Here is a 21167-nt window from a genome sequence, read left to right as displayed (position 1 = left end):
TCTTAGCGATGAACTTGTTGTTTGATGGTTCGTTTTTTCATGACTCTAAGAACCATTTCAAGCACAAAAGCAATCACAAAGCTCAAGAGTATATAAAGTGTAAAGTGTGGGATTGATTGGGATGTATAATAAATAGCAAATCCTGAAGCACCCAGTGTGCCCAATACGGCTAAACTAACAAGATAAATATTGGCGTGAGTCTCTTTGATTTTCAAAAGATGTCCAATATGTGTAAATCCCTGTATTAGCAAGACGATAATCGCTGCGATTGAAGCGATTTGGCTCAAATCCAAAAAAAGAATCATCGGTACAATCAAAAGAGCCGAGATGATTAATCCCTCTGTATTGTGGAAGATATGGCGCTCATAAACATCTGGAAGGGTTCCCTCTTTGGCCAAAGTGTAGCTGATTTGGGTGATGGCATACAAGGTCGCATTGATGGCAGAAGCAGTGGCGAGCAGTGCGGTTGCGGCGATGATTTTGAATCCAATAGCTCCAAAAATCGGTTGTGCCGCTTTGGCGAGTGCAAAATCTTTGCTTTGTATAATCTCTGGCAACGAAAGCGTACCAAAAACAGCCACACTAACAGCAAGATACAAAATTCCTACCAACACTACAGAGAGTATCATCGACTTGAGCATGATTTTTTTGGGATTTTCCATATCCTCGACACTATTAGTAATCACGCTAAAACCCTGAAAAGCAAAAAATGTCAAGCCAAGTGCAAAAAATACATGATTCATACTAGGGGCATTGGTGGGATTGAGATGGCTTGTCTTGATGAAAAACATCGCGGCGATGGTGAATGCTGAAAGTGCGGTAAGTTTAATGATGACAATCGTGGATTCTGCTTTTGCGACAAACGAAGCGCCAATAAGATTGATGAGTACAAAAACTCCTAAAATCAACAGGGCAAAGCTATTGGTGTGAAATGGAGTGACCCCACCGTGCAGATAGGTTGCCGCATACGTGCCAAAAGATTTTGCTACCGCAGCCGTTGTGATGAGCTGGGATAAATAAAATAAAATCCCTAAGGCTCCAGAGAATGCTCCCTCAGCGTAAGCATGGACTAAATACTCGATAATACCGCCACGACTGGGGTAGGTCGTCGCTAATTTACTCAGAGAATAACCACACAAGAGTGCGATAATGCCGGCCAGTACAAAAGAGAGCGTGAGCAAGTTGCCAGCAATGGCGCCGGCTTGTCCTACCACGATGAAAATTCCCGCACCGACCATAGAACCGATTCCTAAAAAAACACTACTCCATAGCCCAAAGGCTTTGTTTTCATTGTGTTGCACGATACATTCCTTTTTGCGTTGCTCTGAAGAGAATTATATCCCTCAAAGATAAACAAAAATTCTACCACACAAGAAGATGGTTATGACAAAGCCTTGTGTAAAGCGCTAAGAAATCCCTCAAAAGAAGGAAGCGTGAGCTTGGCATCACGTTGTTTCACACCCCACATTGACTCTGGATAATAAGAATCCTCCTGAAATCGTGCCATCACATGGATGTGCAATTGTGGCACATAGTTACCGAATGAGGCGATATTGATTTTTTCGGGTTGATAATAAGCGCGCATCTGTTTTTCTACAATGAGCATGACCTCAAAGAGTCGTTCACGCGTAGATGTGTCACAATCACTCCACTCTTTTACTGTGGCATTGGGGAAGATTTTGAGCCAGGGGATTTCGGATTTTTCAACTTCGATATACAAAAGAGGTTCTTCATAAATTTTATTTGACATGGTAGTCTCCCAAGATGATTTGAATTCGTATTGTACTATTTTTATGCCGATTGTGTAGAAATGTAGAACGTGATTTCTGTTTTTGCAAAAATCCTTTATAAAAGCATAGAAAAAAGATTTTTTTTGTTACAATGTATGAGGCTACTTGCTAGGCCTTTAATAACTTTTAAGAGGAGAATATATGAAAAAAATATTATATATTACAGACCGGGAAGAGTATTCAGAACACAATTTTATAGGACCACTCTTTGAAAAATATCTACCGCTTCATGTTGCTATTGATATCATCTATTTTTCAAAATACAAAAGTACTATGGGACGCAAGGGAAACCATCTCATCATCCCGGAATTTGAAAAGAAAAATCTATTTCCATGCTTAGAAGATAGTGGTGTTGATGTCGCCCAATACGATGTTGTCATCGTACGTAATATGCATGATGTTTTAGAATATGTTCTAGATAGAAAAGAAAAATACAATATTAAAGTCGGGTACCGCCTCTCTTTTCCAAAGGTCTCTGCCTCATTAGAGCGCGCTAAGGCGGAGAATCGGTCCAGTTTGATTCAAGTTGTCGACCACAAAATCAAAACGTATATCAAATCCAAATTAATCAATCAATGTGATATTTTTATCCCTACCTCAAAACAGATGCAAGCGGTTTATTATCCTGATGTATCGGTTAAAATGTTCACTTTGCCATCTGCCATTGATCCCGAAAGAATTCAAAAGAAAGAGACACGAGAGGATGGAAAAACCGTATTTTCTTATATTGGTACCATCACAAAACTGCGAAATTTTGAACGGGTTTTAGAAGCATTTTGTGCGCTGAAAAAAGAGAATTGGGAATTAAAAATTTCTACCAATGATGTCGAATATGCGACGGCGTGCTTGCAAACGTGTAGCCAGATTGCAGATAAAGTGTCGATTCTTAAAGTCAAAACCAAAGAAGAACTTTTGGATTTTATGTCACAATGTGATGTGGGCTTATCTTTATTGCCAGACCTTAGCATCTTCAATACATCGGTACATCTTAAAATCATGGATTATTATACCAGTGGTATTCCGGCTTTAATGTCCAATAATGAACTCAACCGTTCTATCTTTGAAGATGGCACTCATGGATGGCTTTGTGATTTTGAAGTGGACTCGATTGGCACTCATCTTGAGCATATTATCGATCTTCCAAAAGATAAGATTCAAAAGATGGGCGAATTGGGACAGGAGCGATTGCTAGAAGTGAGAAACTATAAAACCATAGCGAAAGAACTCTCTGAAGCACTCAGTGCATTGTAGTAGCACGCGGGAAGCGAAGTGGCATCATATTTTTATAATTGTGTAAATTATAAACACATTTTTGCTGCCACTTTGAAAATATTCAAATATAATTTTAGACAAGAAAAGTAGAACAAAATTTACAAAAAAGGGTTGCCATGGATCAACTAAAAAGAACCGTTTTGTTTGAAAAGCATCAACAATTACAAGCCAAAAGCATAGGGTTTGGGGGTTGGGAGATGCCCGTACAATATGAGGGAATCATCAAAGAGCACCAAGCGTGTCGCCAGGATGCGGCACTGTTTGATATCTCACATATGGGAGAGTTTTTTTATGAGGGAAACCTTGAAGAGAGCGGGGTCAATGAAGTTTCGACGACGGATTTTGTCGCTTTGCCGGTGGGCAAATGCAAATATGGCTTTTTGCTCAATGAAAAAGGCGGTGTCATAGATGATTTGATTGTCTATAAACTCAGTCCAAACCGTCTCATGTTTGTCGTTAATGCGGCGAGGATTGATGCGGATTTTCAACAGATAAAATCTCACATTAAAAGTGGTATATTTGAAGATAAATCTAATGTGACGGCTAAAATCGATATCCAAGGCCCCAAATCAAAAGCACTACTACAAACACTGTGCTCTTTTGATCTTGATGAACTCCAATACTTTGGCTTCACAGAAACCACGCTCTTAGATGCCCCTGCTATCGTCAGTCGTACGGGCTATACGGGAGAATTGGGCTATGAATTGTACATCGACAATGAAACGGCTCCCAAATTGTGGGACCAACTCATCGCGCTTGGCGCTACCCCTGCTGGATTGGGAGCTAGAGATGTTCTGAGGATGGAGATGGGATACAGCTTGTATGGTCATGAATTGGATGAGACCATTACGCCATTGGAGGCCAGTTTAGGATTTTTTGTCAAATTCAACCGACCTTATATTGGTAAAGAGGCACTAGAGATACAAAAAAAAGAGGGTATCCCTCGCAAAATAATCGCCTTTAGCACTCGTACAAAACGCGCCCCTCGACATGGTTTTGAAATCTTTCAAAACGGTCAAAAGATTGGTATGGTAACCAGTGGAACTTTTTCTCCCTCTGTAGGAGAGGGCATTGGTTTAGGACTGGTGACATGTGCACAATACCAACAGGGTGAACCTTTAGAAATCAAAAATGAAAGAGGTGCGGTAGCCATCTATGAAACCACACTTCCTTTTTATAAAAAATCATAACATAAACGGGAGATGATACTATATGAAACGATACAGTCTTGAACACGAATGGGCAATATTAGAAGGAGATACGGCGACCATCGGACTCTCTAAATACGCCGTAGAACAACTCGGAGATATTACTTTTGTTGAGTTACCACAAATCACGCAACGAGCAGCCAAAGATGAGAGCATTGCCTTTATTGAATCGGTGAAAGCCGCTAGCGATATTTATTTGCCATTAGGGGGCGAAGTGATCGCTGTCAATGAGTCGCTTGAGAGTGCGCCGGAACTTTTGAATGACGATGCTGAGGGGACTTGGGTGATGAAAATTACCGTAGATGATGCGTCTGAATTTGAGACTTTGATGGATGAAGCGGCGTATCTATCTTATATCGAAACCCTTTAGAGTTTTTCATGCCATATACTCCTCATACCCAAGAAGATGTGCAGACAATGTTGGCACAAATAGGCATCGAAGATGAGTCAGAACTTTTTGCTGCTGTTCCTGAAGCATTGCGCGCAAAAAGTTTCAACCTAGCAGAGGGTCAAAGCGAATTTGAAGTCTTTGAAACCTTCAAAGCACTCGCAGCGAAAAATGATACAGCCAAGACCTGTTTTATCGGTGGCGGCTATTATGACCATATTATCCCCGCGGCGGTGGATGCCCTCTCCATGCGCTCCGAATTTTATACCGCATATACACCCTACCAAGCCGAAGCATCACAAGGCACTTTGCAAGCACTGTATGAATATCAAAGTATGATTTGCAATCTGAGTGGCATGGAAGCGACCAATGCCTCGATGTACGATGGTGGTACGGCGATGGCAGAAGCGGCTTTGATGGCCGTACGCATTACGCGCAAGAAGAAAATCCTCATTGACAGTGGGGTAAATCCGATTTATTCCAAAATTGTCAAAACGTATTTGGCCTATCATGATCTTGAAGTCATCTGTTTGGATGTTACAGGTGATCAATCCTCGATGGATGTTGCTTTGATTGATGAAAGTGTGGCAGGTTATATCTTTCAAAATCCGAACTTTTTTGGGTCTCTTGAAGATTATAGCGCGATTGTCGATGCGCTACATGAGGCCAAAGCCCTTGCGATTATGAGTGCGTATCCGATTGCCTTGGGACTTATAAAAACTCCCGGTGAAATGGATGTCGATATCTATTGTGGGGATGGACAGAGTTTGGGAAATTATCTTGGATTTGGCGGCCCTTCATTTGGGATATTAGCGACCAAAGAGAAGTATATCCGAAATCTACCCGGTCGCATTGTGGGGATGACCGATGACAAAGCGGGGAAACGTGCTTATGTATTGACACTTCAAGCCCGAGAACAACACATCAGACGGAATAAAGCCACCTCCAATATCTGCAGCAATCAAAATCTTATGGCACTAAGAGCTACGATATTTTTGTCGCTTTTGGGCAAAGAGGGATTCAAAGCACTTGCTGAGCAAAATTACCATAAAGCAAACTACCTCAAAGAGGAATTGGCAAAAATTGAAAAGATAAAAATCTACAATCAAAATCCTACCTTCAATGAATTTGTGATTGACGTGCCGATGACCTCAGAGCAGTTTTTGTCACAGATGAGAGAGAAGGGATTTTTTGCAGGATTGAAACTTGATGCTTTATATGAAAATTTTGACAATAGAGTGCTAATCAGTGTCACCGAAAAGAGAACAAAAGCGCAACTTGATGCTTTTGTCGCAAGCGTTAAGGAGCTAGTATGAGTGCGACCGTATTTGAAAAATCTCATATCGGACGATGTGGGGTAAAATTACCAAAATCTGAAATCAAACATGCCAAGGCTTTGGATGATTCCCTACTCAGGCATAGTGATCTTGGTTTGCCGCAGTTGAGTGAATTTGACGTCGTACGACACTTTACCAATCTATCAAAGAAAAATTTTTCTATCGATGCCAATTTTTATCCGCTAGGTAGTTGTACGATGAAGTACAATCCCAAAGTACAAGAACGCGCCGCAGGATTGGATGGGTTTGCCAATCTTCATCCCCATCACATCACGAATGAGGATACTGATGCCATGCAAGGTGCGCTTGAAATGCTCAAAATTCTCGAAGATGATTTGGTTGAAATCACGGGAATGGATGCCTTTACCTTGACGCCTGAGGCAGGTGCTCATGGTGAGATGAGTGGTATCATGATCATTGGAGCTTACCACAAGAAAAAAGGCAATAAAAAACGCTACGTCATTGTACCAGACTCCTCCCATGGTACCAATCCAGCCAGTGCGGCGATGGTGGATTATGAAGTCATCACCGTGAAATCTGGAGCAAACGGTGATATGGATATTGATGCCTTTAAAGCGGTGATGAGTGATGAAGTGGCTGCTGTCATGATGACCGTGCCCAATACGCTGGGACTCTTTAATCCTAAAATCAAAGAAATTTGTGATATTGCCCATGCTCATGATGCTCTGATGTATTATGATGGTGCGAATCTCAATGCGATTTTAGGTTTCATTAGACCCGGAGATATCGGCTTTGATGTGGTACATCTCAATTTGCATAAAACGTTTGCCACCCCTCATGGTGGCGGTGGACCGGGTGCGGGGCCGGTGGGTGTCAAAAAAGAATTGATAGCATTCTTACCCGATCTTCGCGTCGGCTATGAGAAAGAAAAAGGCTATTGTCTCTTGCCTCAAAGCCCTGTGAGTATCGGTAAGGTTGCGCCTTTTTTTGGTAACTTTATGGTGCTTCTTCGCGCTTTGGTTTATATGCAGACTTTAGGAAAAGAGGGGATGATTAATGTCAGCAAAAAAGCAGTACTCAATGCCAACTATATCCTGGCACGTCTCAAAGAGCATCTGGATGCTCCTTTTGATACTTTTTGTATGCATGAATGCGTCCTTAGTGCGGCCACTCTTGCCAAAGAGTATCATGTAAGAGCACTAGATATTGCCAAATATCTGCTTGATTTTGGTTTTCATGCTCCGACGATTTATTTCCCGCTGATTGTCAAAGAAGCTATCATGATAGAACCAACAGAGAGTGAAAATATCGATACGATTGATGAATTTTGCGATACTATCATCGAGGCGATTGCATTGGCCAAAACGAATCCCAAAGCTTTTGAGGACTATCCTAAAACTTTGCCGATTTGTAGAGCCGATGAGACCAAAGCGGCAAGGAGTCTCAATATCAGATGGCAAGAGCGTTGAATACAGAGTGGAGATTTATCGATTCGCCCAGCCTAAGCGCCCAGGAAAATATGTCAATCGATGCATCGTTGCTTACCGGTGCTAATTTGCCCGTCTTTAGGCTCTATTCGTGGGAGCCAAACTGTTTTAGTATCGGTAGATTTCAAAAGATAGAAGAGATAAAAGATTGGCATATATATGGCAAGAAGTGGGCGCAAAGAATCACCGGCGGGGGATTGTTATTGCATGGATTTGATGTCTCTTATACTGTTGTGATGCCCATAGCCATGCTGGGAAAAAGAAGCGTCAAACAAAGCTATGAATATATCTGTGAATTTCTCCTAAATTTTTATAAAAATTTGGGTTTACATCCCCATTGGGCAAAAGATATTTTACCCGATTCACTCTCTCATAGCTCTTTTTGTCAAGAAGGTTTTGAGCCTTATGATATTATCATTGAGGGGAAAAAGATAGGGGGCAATGCGCAAAAGAGAACCAAAGATGTCATACTTCAACACGGCTCAATTCCAATACAAAATGACCCAAGAGCACAGGCAGGATATTCATTGGAGGCTTTTGGTATTTCACTTGATATAAAAAAGACCAAAGCGTTATTAAAAAAAAGTTTTTGTGATACCTATGATATACGAAGCAAAAGCTGATAAAACACAAGGTGCTATCCTGATTATAGGGTGGTTAGAATATGAACATTTGATAAAGCAATTCTAAAAGAAAACGTGCTACAATCTTTATAGAATAAAGGTCTAATAAAGGATATGACGTGACCGAAAGAAAACCCGAGTGGCTTCATAAAAAACTATTTTTCTCCCAAAAAAAAGAAGTAGAACAGAAACTAAAAAGCATCGGAATTCATACCGTATGTCAAGAGGCCATGTGTCCTAATATCTCGGAGTGTTTTTCTAAAAAAAATGCGACTTTTATGATTTTGGGTGATACCTGCACAAGAACATGCACTTTTTGCAATGTCAACAAAGGCAAGCCACACGAGCTTGACTGGGAAGAACCGCAAAAAGTGGCCGAAGCGGTGAGAGCTTTGGGGCTACGACATGTGGTGATTACAAGCGTAACACGAGATGATTTGAGTGATGGTGGCGCTGAGATATTTAGGCGTTGTGTCGCGGCAATCAAAGCCATAGATGCGACGATTACAGTTGAGCTTTTGATACCGGATTTAAAAAACAATACAAAGGCACTTGAGGTCGTTGCACACTGCGGCGCTGAGATTATAGGTCATAATATGGAAACCGTTCCGAGACTCTATGCGGTGAGAAGAGGGGCGCATTATGGGCGTTCTTTGGAAGTTTTAAAAACGCTTAAAGATCTCAATCCAAAGATAAAAACCAAAAGTGCTTTGATGTTAGGTCTGGGTGAGAGAGAAGAGGAGCTAAAAGCGGTTTGGCGTGATTTGCTTGCTGTGGATTGTACGCTTTTGACGATGGGGCAATATCTCGCTCCTAGCAAAGGACATGTGCGCGTCAAAGAGTATATACGACCAGAAAAATTTGAAGAATATGGAAAAATGGCACAAGAGATGGGATTTGAATTTGTAAAAAGTTCGCCATATACGAGGAGTTCTTATATGGCACATGAATATTTTGAAGGGAAAAAAGATGCAGTATGATGTCGTTGTAATCGGTGCAGGACCGGGCGGTAAAAGCACGGCGATGCACTTGGAAAAAGAGGGAAAACGGGTTTGTTTAATCGAAAAAGATGCAAACCATATCGGAGGCACATGTCTCAATGAGGGGTGTATCCCAACCAAACTTTTTTTAGAGAGTGTGAGCTTTTTGGATAAAAAGGCTTATTTGGAGCGTTGTGGCCTTAACGTCGCGTCGGTCTCATTTGAGATGCCGACACTTTTAGCTCAAAAAGAGATGCTGTTAAATCAACTGCGTACCGGCGCGATGGCAAGTGTAAAAAAGACGAGTATCGATATGATTTTTGGGACGGCATCCTTTGTCAATGAGGATGCAGTACAGGTCAATAATCAAATCATCGAAGCGGATTCCTTCGCGATTGCAACAGGGTCTACGTACCGAAAACATCCGCTTTTAAAAATCGACCACCAACAGATTCTTTGCAGTGATGATGTGTTTGGCTTAGAGACCATACCCAAATCAATTGTCATCGTCGGAGGGGGCGCGATTGGTTGTGAATTTGCGACCTTTTTCCATGCCCTTGGGAGTCGGGTTCATATTGTAGAATTTACCTCCCATCTCGTCCCCGCAGAAGATGCCGATGTCGCCTCCGCACTCAAGCGTGAGTTGGAGCGAAAGGGTATCAAAATCTCACTGAGTACTAATGTTACAGCCTATGAAAAAAAAGAGAATAGTGTTGCCTTGACTTTGAAAACGTCTCGAGGTGATGTTACCGAAGAGGCAGCACTGGTGTTGGTCTCTATCGGCAGGATACCAAATATTGCAGACTTGCAACTCGAAAAGGCAAAAGTCACAACCGAACGCGGCTTTGTCCATGTGGATGAATACTTGCAAACAAGTAACCCAAACATCTATGCGCTCGGGGATGTGGTCCCGACTCCTGCTTTGGCACATGTTGCTTATGACGAGGCTAAAGTCGTCGCACACAATTTGTGTCATGAACGTCAAAAAACTCCCTCATCGGTGATTCCATTTGTGACATTTTGTCAGCCTCAAGTGGCCAGCGTGGGATGGCATGAACGAGAGCTAAAGGAAGAAAATATAGAATTTGATGTCATCAAATCGTTTTTTAAATCCAGTGCCAAAGCCAAGATTAATGGAGATGATAGTGGCTTTATCAAACTCTTGTGTGACAAAGAAAATGGTTTGATTTTAGGCGGGTCGATTGTCGGTCATGATGCGACTGAGCTGATTCATGAAGTGCTTGTCGCTATCAATAAAAAAGCAACCAAAGAGGATTTGAAAGATATGGTGTTTGCCCATCCGACACTTTCAGAATCACTTTGGAGCATGTTACAATAAATAAAAGGAGTCAATCAATGACATTAGGAGATTTGGTAGTCGAAGTCGTAAAACAATTAGGCGTCAAGCATATTTTTGGCGTACCGGGAGATTATAATCTGAGATTTTTGGATTATGTAGTAGAAAATGATGAGGTTCAGTGGATTGGTAATTGCAACGAACTCAATGCGTCTTATGCCGCAGATGGGTATGCGAGAGAAAATGGTATCGGTGTTTTGGTTACGACTCATGGTGTAGGAGAGTTGAGTGCGGCCAATGGTATTGCTGGTAGTTATGCTCACAATATCCCGATTCTTCATATTGTCGGCTATCCCAATAGTGTGATTTTAGATCATGATATTCCTGTGCATCATACCTTGGCCAATTATAAGAAAAATAGCTTTTTAGAGTCATTTAATTCGATTACAGGAGCCGCTACGATTTTGACAGCTGAGAATTATCTCACGGAGATTCAACGGGTGGTATTAGATATGTTACGCACCAAAAAACCTTGTTATTTGGGCATACCGACCAATCTTGTGGATATGGATATCTCAGAAACGCTTGATGACATTTCATTTAATTATCAAAATCATGATACGTACCGAGTCGAAGCAGTGGGTGATCTTATCATCGAGCGATACAATCAGGCCAAAAAACCGATGTTTTTGTTAGGGGTCAATATCGCGAGATTTGGGTGGCGTGAACAGATGACGACATTGTTGAAAAAAACACAATCAAAATTTACAACAACACTGATGGGCAAATCCATCATCAATGAGACCAATGTCGCACAGCCCAATTATATCGGTATTTATGCGGGGGATTATAGCACGCCAGGTATCGAAAAAGTGATGCAAGAATCAGATTGTATCATCTCCATCGGTACGGTCGATACCGATCTTAATACGGGGGGATTTAGCGAAGATGGTATCGATTTGTCGCGCGTGATGACTATCCGTCCGGATACGATAAAAATCGGCAAAAAGATATATTCTGGTGTCAGCGTGATGATGTTGTTGGACTATCTCATCGCCCAACTTTCAGAGAAAAAAGAGCCTTGGGTGACGGCGGATCTTTTGAGTACCAAACCGCCTTTAAATGAGGATCCAAAAGGGACAAAACTCAATCACAAAGATTTTTGGCCATTGGTGCGTCATCATATCATCAAAGAGGGCGATATCGTCGTCGCAGAGGCAGGTTCGTCACTGTTTGGTTTGGTACAAGAAAACTTGCCCGCGGGGATTGATTTTGTCTCACAAATACTCTGGGCATCAATCGGTTATACCTTGCCTGCGGCTATTGGCTCAGCCATCGCATCCCCACATCGCCGTGTGTTGCTCTTTATTGGAGATGGTTCATTTCAGTTGACCGCACAAGAGATCAGTCTCATCACCCGATACCAACTTGATATTACAATCTTTTTAATCAATAATGATGGCTATACGATAGAACGCGCCATCCATGGGCCCAATCAATCCTACAATGACATCGCAGTGTGGCATTATTTGGATTTTGCAAAATCGTTGGGTATCAAGGAGACTATTAGTGTCAAAACATTCAAAGAGTTTTTTGAACAATTGGATGCCATCAAAAAAGATGGTGCTAAAATGGTAGAGGTATTTTTTGATAAACATGACTATCCACCGATGCTAAGACAGATCTCAGATAAATTAGCAGAAGCTAATAAAAACAACTGATATCGTTTCAAAAGGCGAGCATAAGCAAATTTGAGATAATATAATGTAATAATAATGTTATCTTTTAAGGAGAGATTTATGATTAAAAAGATTTTGATGACGTTTGCAACCCTGTTGCTTTCGGTTACTTTTTTAAATGCAGCTACGGGCAAAGTAGTAGGTGGGGCCGCACATGATATGCCAAGTTGGTTCAAACTGAGTTTTCTTGATATTAGTGATGATGCGCAAGAAGCGGCTGAAAACAACAAGCATTTGATGTTATTTTTGGATTTGGATGGCTGCCCTTATTGTGCGAAAATGCTTCATGATAGTTTTTTTCCAAAAAATAAAACGAGTGATTTCATCAAAGCACATTTTGATGTCGTACAGATTCGCATCACAGGAGATCGCGATGTGACATGGGATGATGATACGACGATGAGTGAGAAAGCCTTTGCCAAGAAGATGAAAGTCTATTTTACTCCGACGATGCTATTCTTGGATGGAAATAAAAATATTGTCGCCCGAGTTGATGGGTACCGTTCTCCTGAAAATTTTCTGAATATCCTCAAATACGTCAATGGTAAATATTATAAAAAGATGAAACTAGATGTCTTTTTGAACAAAGTCAAAAATAAAAATCTTTATAAATTAAAACCTAACAAACTCTTTTCAAATATCACAGACCTCTCCAAAGTCTCGACACCATTGGCTGTCATTCTTGAAGATGGCAGTTGTACACAATGTGATTATCTGCACAATGTGACGTTTAAAAATAAAGATGTGGCAAAACAATTGAAAAAATACACCATTGTGCGACTTGATGCCTCATCAAATAAACCGATTATCGATGTATCTGGGCACAAAACGACGCCAAAAGAGATGGCTTTGAAGATGAATCTCAATTACAGACCGACCATTTTGTTGTACAATCAAAAGAAACTTCGATTGACGATTGATGCTCTTTTGTATAGTTTCCATTTCAAAGAAAGATTGCGATATGTGAGTGGTGAGTATTATAAAAAATACAAGACGTATCATGAATATTCACAAATGCGAAAAGCACAACTTCTCAAAGAAGGGGCGACTATTAATCTCGCCAACTAAATGGCTAGGCCGGGCGCTTTTCCCGGCCTTTTTTATAGCTTGTTATAGTGTATTTTTAAAGAGCGCAAACATTCCCCATCCAAAATAAATCACACACCAAACCGATACGATTATGAGGGTGGCATTGGCCAGTTTTGTCACGACGACATCCTTACTCGCATCAAAGATACCCTGAGTTTTGCCTACTTTCCATGCCATAGTTGTGATAAAACCAACCCCTGTAAATCCAAGGAATACAAAAGTCAATAAAAACATGATGACAGAAGGCCAGTCGATATTCATAGGATAATTGTAAATATCATAGCCATGATTGACCATAATGGTGTATTTTATAAATTCACGCATACCTGAAATCAAAAGAGCGACAATGACTAAGAATCCTGTCGTATAGTAACTTTTTTTGACCCGCATCACCATAAAAAGAAGTAGCAATACCGAGATGATGATAGCAAGTGACAATGGTGAGAATAACAAGTTGATTTGCAACATCCACAAGACAAATAAAACCGCACTAATGACTAAGCCGATACTTGACAATTTGGTGCCGAGTTTATTACAAAAATCAATATATGTCGCGCTAAAGTCTGCTCTAGTGCTCAAGAAATTGCTGTAATTTTTCAAGAAAATCCCAACCACTGGCAGAGACAATGACACCATAAAAGCAAGGCGAATAAAATCTAGATGAAAACTCAATCCTGAGGTATCAACCCTCCCTTGTGGCGCATACCATTGCATCCATTTGTCCGGTTGTATTGCCTCTACTGAAAAAACATGCATCAAGACCCCCGCACATAAGAAGAGTAGAAAGGATACGCTACCAATTAGTGTGCTTTTGCTTGAGTCTTTTTTATTAGCATAATAATACCAATAATACATTGCATAAGCGACTATCATGATATAGATAAATGAAAAAACCCAAACCCCAGAGAGTGCGTTGGTGACGTACCAGTTTGGATCATAAATCACTTGCGTAAATAAAAGCGGAGCGACCCCTAAGACTATCAGTATGGAGACGCTTAATTTCCCCGTTTGTATCAAGTGGGGTGTCAAAATTTTCCAATTAGTATCTGTTTTTTGTTTCACTCTTCCAAACAAAGAGAGTCCCATGGAGCCCATAGCCAGCAATACAAAAGCGATATGAAGCGCCCATGTCAAGATATAAAGTGCTTGAAATACTACGGGATAAAAAGGGACACCCGCAGGATCTCTGAGTGTATTTAATATAGTTGCATCCATTGTTATTCCTTATTTATTTTGTGTGGCAATCCATGCTGCCATCGCGTCATACTCTTCATCCGGTAATGCTATTTTTGGCATATATGGGATGGAGCCAGTCCCCAGTGCATCTTTCAAAAAAGTTTTGATTCCCGGAGCATCAAATCCCTTAAACCGTACCATCAAAGGCCTAAAAAGCGCCCCTTTATCCAAGGAGTGACAATTTGAACAAGCGATTTTTGTCAAAAGTTGTCCCACTTCTAGTTTGTTTTCATTGGTGATTGTTCGAAGCCTTTTTGGAATCCAAGGATTGACTTTGAGAAGACCGTATTGTGCTACGATTGGTACTTCATTTTTGATTTTTTTGCCAGGAACATCTCGTGATATGATTTGATTGCTGTAGATGTATTGTCCTGCAATATAAGGTTTCCTCAAACTCTCCCGTAGTTTTTCACCCGGCCAAACGCCCAAGATTGCAATGACAAATAGCATCGTAATAGCGATGGTCTTCCCGATGTATTGCGGCTTGAAAATGGCCAGTAAAAAGTAGAGTGTAAATGCAACGATGAGTATGATACGCGTTTGAATGATACCCGGTAGATAGATTGGCAATAAAGCTTCCGCATTAGATGGCAAAGTATTGACATACCACATGAAAGAAATCATCACCAAAAAGCCACCGATGAGACTCACGACACCCATTGTCTTTGTCAATTCATTGGCTAATGGAAGGTTTTCTTTCTTCATGGCACTGGAGATTATCAATCCGATGACGCCAGACATCATGATCATAAATCCAATTCTCAAAAACATATGTGGAAATGTGTTGGTACCAAAAAATGCATCACTTGCAGAGCCTGTGAGATAAAAGGCATTGTCGCCTGGCCACATCATGAAGCTGATGATTCCGATAATCAAAAAGAGGGTTCCTAATGAAGCCAGTGCAAATGAGTAGGTGAGTTTCAAGTGTGTTTTTCTGTCAATTTTATCGATAAAATAGACCAAAGCGAAAACACCTAAGACTTCAAAAACGAAAAAGACCCACTCGGTGGCCCAAACCCAGACAAAATTGTGTATCAAGGCGCTAATACCTCGAGGGCTCGCAGCCGTTGCGGTGTACCAAATACCAGGACCCGTAATTGAGCCGATGACATAAGAAAAGATGAGTAAAAACATCCCATATTTTTTCATGTAGGTGTAGAGTTCTGGTCTGTTTTCTTTGTATGCTTTGTGTGCGAGATAGGCAAAAAGTATTGCCGCTCCCACAGAGGTGTGAGATGCCAAGATATGGATGGTGCCTGTGATGCCCATAATCCAAGCCGAACCAATATTTGGAAAATAAAATAGCGGAAACATCCCTATGTATTCCATTTGTTTCTCCTACTAAATAGATAATAGTAGTAGTCTCTATTTTTATATGATATAATTAGAGTCTACTTAGGTAGTAAGCTTATCTGTTCGCGATCGCCAAATTTTGGACAGGTAAGCGACTTAATCTTTGATTTATTCACTGTTATGCTTGAGTAATCGTGTCTAAAATCCTCCTTTTAAAAAATAAATTAGCAACAATTTAAAGAATTATACGGCACATATGTTAATTTTGTATTAAACAAATTGATGTTTGTTATATTATTGTTGTATAAGTTAAATTTTTTTATTAGCTTTTTACCTTTTTTATCAGGTGTTGGATGAGATGAAGGTGCTCTTTTGAGGGGTAAATATCACAATCTCAGCGTCTTTTGCGATTGCGTCTATCGCGCTTGCTTGAGAATTGTGTCATAAATCTCTTTGTGGGTGAGCATAAAGGGATTGGACTTTTTTAATTCAAATCCCCATCTTTCCAGTATTTTGTGCCTTGTATGGTTGCTTGTAGTGCCAGACCATTTTGTGTGAGTTTATAGATGCGAATCCCTGGTTCTACTGTAATAGCGGCATTGAGAGCTCCCCCATCTTTGCCCACTTTTGCCGCGGCGTCAGCTTGGGCATTGGCTTCCCAACCGTGATTGACAAAATTTTCAAATACTTTTTTATTTTCAAAAATAAAGATAATCCTAAAATCTTTGACGCCCAACCCAAAACCGACACCACCTGATGCCATATTCATATAGATATTTTTGCCGGTTTTGTTGTTGTGTGCCAAGCCCTTGCCCCCTTCTGCTGAGAAGAGTACAAGATTGACACCGAGATTTGAAAAGGTCGCATAGCCGTAAGCATCCGCGATCATCCTCCTTGCTTTTGGAGCATATTTATAGAGTGTTTGTAATGTCTTTTGACTGGTTTTGACACGCTCTGCTTTTATGGTGATATTACTTTTTCCAGACCAAAAGCCAGAGAAAAAAACTATTACCACTACAGCCATTATAAACGCTTTGAAATATTTCATTTTATCCCTTTTTCTATATGCTTTAGCTCTTTATGACTATTCTACAGTGACGCTTTTGGCGAGGTTTCTTGGCATATCGACATCATTACCCAATCGAATCGATACTTCAAGTGCCAACAGTTGTGTGATGACCATCATCTCGAAAAATTCACACATTGGATGCGTATAGACTTTGGTTTTGATAAAATCATCAGCAAGCTCGAACTCTTGTGGACTGATGGCTAAAATCGTAGCATCACGTGCGCTTAATTCTTCGACATTGCTTTTTGTTTTTTCATACAATAAGGTGCGTGGCATCAACGCAATAGTAAAAAGATTACTATCAGCCAGTGCGATAGGGCCGTGTTTCATCTCACCGGATGGATATCCCTCTGCATGCAGATAGCTGATCTCTTTGAGTTTGAGTGCTCCCTCAAGTGCGAGCGGAAAAAAGATATCTCTTCCAATAAAGAAAAATCCGTGTCCGTGCAAGTAGCGTTTGGAGAGTCGGTGGAGTTTTTCATGAACACGCTCATCGACTTTTAACACCGTAGGAATCGCGCGTAATGCTTTGATTTCTGCCTCATAGTGGGCCTCTTCTAGCGTGTTTTTAGCTTTGGCGACATAGAGCGCTAAGAGCCACAAGGTCAACACTTGTGTTGCAAAAGCTTTGGTACTTGCCACCCCTTTTTCGATTCCCGCTCGGGTGAGGATGGTAGCATCACTGACTCTGACAATCGAGGAGTTGTCTACATTACACACAGAGAGGGTTTTGAGGCCAGCTTTTTTGGCCATCTTGAGTGCTTCAAGGGTATCGGCCGTTTCTCCGCTTTGACTGATGACCAAAAAGAGGGTTTTGGTATCTAAGAGCGGCTCTTTGTATCGAAATTCACTGGCGATTTCAACAGAGCATCGAATTTTTGCTAAGCGTTCTATCAAGTAGCTTGCTGTGAGTGCGGCGTGGTAGCTCGTACCGCAAGCGCAGATTTTGATTTCATCGATTGTGTTAAAGTCATAATCTTTTAATTCTTCCAAAAACACAACATCATCTTTGATACGTCCCATCAAAGTTTCACTCACAACACTGGATTGTTCGTAAATCTCTTTTTCCATGAAAAATCGGTAGCCATCTTTTTGTGCGTAGATTTTACTGGAATTAAGGGGTTTAAAATTTGGTTTGATTTTTTCATCATGATGAAAGAGTGCGATCTCTTTTTCACTGGCCCATCCATAAGTGCCATCTTCAAGATAGGAGACCTCTTGTGCAAATCCAATCAAAGGCGCATCAGAAGAGCCAAAAAAGAGTTCTGATTCGCTGTTGCGTCCAAGAATCAACGGCACGGCATTTTTAGCGAAAAATATCGTATCGGGTGCGACTTTGGAAATCAAAAGTATCGCATAAGCACCATGCAAGGATTGGATGGTCTTTTCAAATGCGACATGCGGTTCAAAATCCAAAGCGATAAATTTCTCAAAAAGATGCACGATGATTTCCGTGTCGGTTTGGCTCACAAATTCGACGCCGTCTTCTTGGAGCTCTTTTTTGATTTCCATATAATTTTCGATAATACCATTGTGAATGACTAAAGAGAAGGCACCCCAATGCGGATGTGCATTGATTTCTGTGGGCTTGCCGTGCGTTGCCCATCTGGTGTGCGCGATGCCCAAACCAAATCCATTGGAGCTGAAATCTTTGGTTTTATTGACTAAATTCTCCAGTTTTCCCGCTGCTTTAAAGTAGTTGATTTCATTTTGATGAAGTACCGCAATACCGGCACTGTCATACCCTCTGTATTCTAATTCTTTTAATCCGTTTAATAAAAATGTTTTTTTCTCTTTTTTGCCTATATAGCCTACAATACCGCACATATAATTACTCCGTGATAAATAAATTTAGTATTTTGTCTTTGTTCTCGCATAAGTATAGTGTCTTTTCGATTAAGAAAAGATTTCGAGTTTTGCCTTTGATGGTTTGGATTTTTGCCATGGAGATGTCGATTTTTTCTTCATCAAAACGTGACATCACATACGCCATCAATCCTTTTTGGTTTTTCGTGTTGATACTCATCCCCGCAGAGCAGAGTGAGTGTTCGCAATCGAGACGAATCTCATTTTTGAGAATGTTGGGTTTGGTGAGGGTGGTTGTTTTGCTCATGTCAAACGAATCCTCGATGAGATAGTTGAGACTCATCGCATCATCATGGCCCAACTCTTCGTTAAATTCGAGTTTAAAATACTTTTTCCCATCAAAAAGTTTATAGATTTCCATATTGACAAGGTCTAAAAACCCGAGTTTTCCCAAAAGGTACCCGATATTAAAATCATCAAATCGAATGACCTCGATGCTGAGGTAGGGTGATGTAGTGATACGATATTCAAATCGTTGCATCTTATCGGTGCGCTCTGCAATTTCCATGATTTCAACAGAGCTGTGTTTCAAAAAGAAAAAGTTTGAATTGATATTGAGAATTTTGCGTTGCATGATGGGTTTGAGCTTTTGGAATGCTTCGCTTTTTTTGAGTATATTCTCACGTCGTATCCGTTTGCCTGCCTCACCGATGAGTTCGGGATTTTCAAAAGATTTGATAGAGACATCGTATAAATCTTTGAGCAATTTTGCCGTAAAGTTCGTATAGGTCTTCTCTCCAACACCATTAATATCAGCATAGGTGAGGATATAGAGCATATTGAGAATTTTAATACTGTGCAATTTTGAGACAAAAGCGAGGACGACTTTGTCATTGTAGATATTCTCACGATTAGCGATGTTGCTCATCAACGTGTGGTGCTTGATTAAGACGTATCCATCTTGGATGGCTTGGGTTGAAAATCCCAACTTCATCGCATACGCTTTGAAAATCTTAGCGCCAATGTCACTGTGATTGCCCCGACGACCTTTGCCGATATCATGAAAAAATATCACCAAGCGCATCATCGCTTTTTGTTCTTCCTCAAGTGCCGCTTGTAGAGAGGCGATAAAAGGGTCTGCGATGTGTTCTAAATGATACAATGATTGAATCGTATGCTTATCGACAGGATATTTATGATAGCCATCAAATTGCGCGAGAAACTTCACTTTGGCAAAGGGTTTGGCGATGTGATGCAAGAGTGAGGCATCATCGAGCGCTTTGAAGATTTCATAAATATGTTCTTTATACAAGAGCGCTTTGAACGCGTCATAGATTTGTTTGTTGTTGTGTGCGGGGATGTCGCATCTGCGGATTAGATTGACATAGCTTATGTCAAATTTGATGTGATCGTAGTAGTGTTGGTTTAACTGCTTTAAGACCTCCAAAAGCGTCATATCTTTTTTACGATAGGTTGCATAGAGTGTATCATGATAGACATAGAGTTGCGGCTCGATGCGCGCTTTTTTGAGTGCGGGATATTGGGAGAGATCCGCCATCAAAGGAGCGGTGACTTTGTTGATAAAGATATGACTGGTGATTTTGAGCGTATTCATCGATTGCAAGATTCTGTGAGAGAGTTGCATTTGCGCACTTTTGAGTACTTTATCTTGAAAGCCCAGCTTTTTGGCGACATCGGGAATATACTCAAGATTCAAGACGTCCTGTTTCCGTTTGGCACTCAGATGTGTCGCTGAGCGCGTGCGGTATAAAAATTCAAGAGCATGGCGAAACTCTTTGAACTCTTCTTCGTCCAAGATAAAATCAGAGAGGTCTTTGAGCTTTTCGATACCGTATATGATTTTACACAGCCAAAAAAGCGTATTGGCATCTCTGAGTCCCCCTTCGTTTTCTTTGATATTGGGTTCCATCTTGATAGGATTTTCTGCAATACGTTTGTGATAAGCCTCTAAGAGTGCTTTGATGGTCTCTTTTTTGTTGTAATTTCGTATGGATTCTAATTCCCGTTGCGTCTCTATCCAGAGGATTTTAGAACCGCACAAAAATCGTGATTCGAGCATGGCCGTTTTGATTGAAAGGTCAGTATTGCTCGCTTCTAAAAGCTCCTCTACTAGATGCGTTCTGTGTCCGAGTTTCATCCCCGCATCCCATGCAAGGGTGAGGATATCTTTGATGATAGGCTCGATATTGTAGCCTTTGATTTTTTTGTAAACAATCATCAAATCGACATCCGAATAGACACACAACTCTTCCCTGCCATAACTGCCCATACCGACCAAAACCAGCGGGATGGAGTTGGAAAAAGGCATATAATTTCCAAAGTACTTTCTGAGTGCATATTTGTAGATAATCTTGATGAAATTATCGATTCTTCGGGTGTGCTTGACTAAAAAATCTTTTCCTTGATTTTCTATAAAAATTTTATCTAACGAGTTTAGATAATCACCGATATGCTCTTTGATCACCTTAGATATTTTAAAGTCATCGGCTTTTGCATTGAAAAGCTCTTCTATTTTTTCTTCTAAATTCATAACCTTATTATACTGAAAAATGACTTTTTTTTCTGATTTTG

17 protein-coding genes are annotated in these 21167 nt (G+C 40.7%); 10 read left to right on the top strand and 7 right to left on the bottom strand.

Features of this window, described 5'->3' with window-relative positions; all coding sequences use genetic code 11:
* Nucleotides 1–2: 2 nt before the first annotated feature.
* Both SFB89_RS09150 and SFB89_RS09145 read right to left on the bottom strand, forming a co-directional pair.
* The gene (locus SFB89_RS09150) at nucleotides 3–1301 is read right to left on the bottom strand and encodes an APC family permease (protein WP_331774379.1); all 1299 of its coding nucleotides are present in this window, start codon (nucleotides 1299–1301) and stop codon (nucleotides 3–5) included.
* 80 nt (nucleotides 1302–1381) lie between these two features.
* Nucleotides 1382–1750, bottom strand: a complete 369-nt coding sequence (locus tag SFB89_RS09145) for an HIT family protein (RefSeq protein ID WP_331774378.1) — start codon at nucleotides 1748–1750, stop codon at nucleotides 1382–1384.
* Between the two features lie 181 nt (nucleotides 1751–1931).
* On the opposite strand from SFB89_RS09145, the gene SFB89_RS09140 reads away from it, so the two are divergent.
* The 10 genes from SFB89_RS09140 (at nucleotide 1932) to SFB89_RS09095 (ending at nucleotide 13150) form a co-directional block, all read left to right on the top strand.
* Complete coding sequence (locus SFB89_RS09140) at nucleotides 1932–3041, top strand: glycosyltransferase family 4 protein (protein ID WP_331774377.1); 1110 nt, start codon at nucleotides 1932–1934, stop codon at nucleotides 3039–3041.
* Nucleotides 3042–3178: 137 nt separating this feature from the next.
* Nucleotides 3179–4252, top strand: a complete 1074-nt coding sequence (gene gcvT, locus SFB89_RS09135) for a glycine cleavage system aminomethyltransferase GcvT (RefSeq protein WP_331774376.1) — start codon at nucleotides 3179–3181, stop codon at nucleotides 4250–4252.
* Between the two features lie 22 nt (nucleotides 4253–4274).
* Nucleotides 4275–4640 carry a glycine cleavage system protein GcvH gene (gene gcvH / locus SFB89_RS09130; RefSeq protein WP_331774375.1) on the top strand — a complete coding sequence of 122 codons (366 nt, stop codon included), beginning with the start codon at nucleotides 4275–4277 and terminating at the stop codon, nucleotides 4638–4640.
* A gap of 8 nt (nucleotides 4641–4648) precedes the next feature.
* Nucleotides 4649–5974 (top strand): aminomethyl-transferring glycine dehydrogenase subunit GcvPA, encoded by a 1326-nt coding sequence (gcvPA, locus tag SFB89_RS09125; RefSeq protein ID WP_331774374.1) that lies wholly within the window; start codon nucleotides 4649–4651, stop codon nucleotides 5972–5974.
* On the top strand, nucleotides 5971–7425 hold the full coding sequence (gene gcvPB / locus SFB89_RS09120; protein WP_331774373.1) for an aminomethyl-transferring glycine dehydrogenase subunit GcvPB: 1455 nt from the start codon (nucleotides 5971–5973) through the stop codon (nucleotides 7423–7425). The genes gcvPA and gcvPB overlap by 4 nt, the downstream gene beginning before the upstream one ends.
* Nucleotides 7410–8066, top strand: a complete 657-nt coding sequence (locus SFB89_RS09115; protein ID WP_331774372.1) for a lipoate--protein ligase family protein — start codon at nucleotides 7410–7412, stop codon at nucleotides 8064–8066. Before gcvPB ends, SFB89_RS09115 begins: the two co-directional genes overlap by 16 nt.
* A gap of 119 nt (nucleotides 8067–8185) precedes the next feature.
* Complete coding sequence (gene lipA / locus SFB89_RS09110; protein WP_331774371.1) at nucleotides 8186–9046, top strand: lipoyl synthase; 861 nt, start codon at nucleotides 8186–8188, stop codon at nucleotides 9044–9046.
* A complete protein-coding gene (gene lpdA / locus SFB89_RS09105) occupies nucleotides 9036–10385 on the top strand; it encodes a dihydrolipoyl dehydrogenase (RefSeq protein ID WP_331774370.1) in 1350 nt (449 codons plus the stop codon). The genes lipA and lpdA overlap by 11 nt, the downstream gene beginning before the upstream one ends.
* Before the next feature lie 17 nt (nucleotides 10386–10402).
* A complete protein-coding gene (locus tag SFB89_RS09100) occupies nucleotides 10403–12064 on the top strand; it encodes an alpha-keto acid decarboxylase family protein (RefSeq protein ID WP_331774369.1) in 1662 nt (553 codons plus the stop codon).
* 78 nt (nucleotides 12065–12142) lie between these two features.
* Entirely contained in the window at nucleotides 12143–13150 is a 1008-nt protein-coding gene (locus SFB89_RS09095; RefSeq protein WP_331774368.1) for a thioredoxin family protein, read from the top strand.
* Between the two features lie 42 nt (nucleotides 13151–13192).
* Here the strand turns inward: SFB89_RS09095 and SFB89_RS09090 are convergent, their stop codons facing one another.
* The 5 genes from SFB89_RS09090 to SFB89_RS09070 all read right to left on the bottom strand — a co-directional run bounded on the left by SFB89_RS09090 (nucleotide 13193) and on the right by SFB89_RS09070 (nucleotide 21126).
* Nucleotides 13193–14386, bottom strand: a complete 1194-nt coding sequence (locus SFB89_RS09090) for a hypothetical protein (RefSeq protein WP_331774367.1) — start codon at nucleotides 14384–14386, stop codon at nucleotides 13193–13195.
* Nucleotides 14387–14395: 9 nt separating this feature from the next.
* A complete protein-coding gene (locus tag SFB89_RS09085; RefSeq protein WP_331774366.1) occupies nucleotides 14396–15736 on the bottom strand; it encodes a c-type cytochrome in 1341 nt (446 codons plus the stop codon).
* A gap of 448 nt (nucleotides 15737–16184) precedes the next feature.
* On the bottom strand, nucleotides 16185–16748 hold the full coding sequence (locus SFB89_RS09080) for a hypothetical protein (protein WP_331774365.1): 564 nt from the start codon (nucleotides 16746–16748) through the stop codon (nucleotides 16185–16187).
* Between the two features lie 36 nt (nucleotides 16749–16784).
* Nucleotides 16785–18596, bottom strand: a complete 1812-nt coding sequence (gene glmS / locus SFB89_RS09075) for a glutamine--fructose-6-phosphate transaminase (isomerizing) (protein ID WP_331774364.1) — start codon at nucleotides 18594–18596, stop codon at nucleotides 16785–16787.
* 4 nt (nucleotides 18597–18600) lie between these two features.
* Nucleotides 18601–21126, bottom strand: coding sequence for an HD domain-containing protein (locus SFB89_RS09070; protein ID WP_331774363.1), 2526 nt, complete (start codon nucleotides 21124–21126; stop codon nucleotides 18601–18603).
* Nucleotides 21127–21167: the final 41 nt, after the last annotated feature.

This window comes from Sulfurospirillum sp. 1612, assembly GCF_036556685.1.
In the GTDB taxonomy this organism is placed as follows: Bacteria; Campylobacterota; Campylobacteria; order Campylobacterales; family Sulfurospirillaceae; genus JAADIZ01.
Note: the sequence above shows the minus strand (reverse complement) of the source record. Positions and strands in the feature narration are given on the sequence as shown.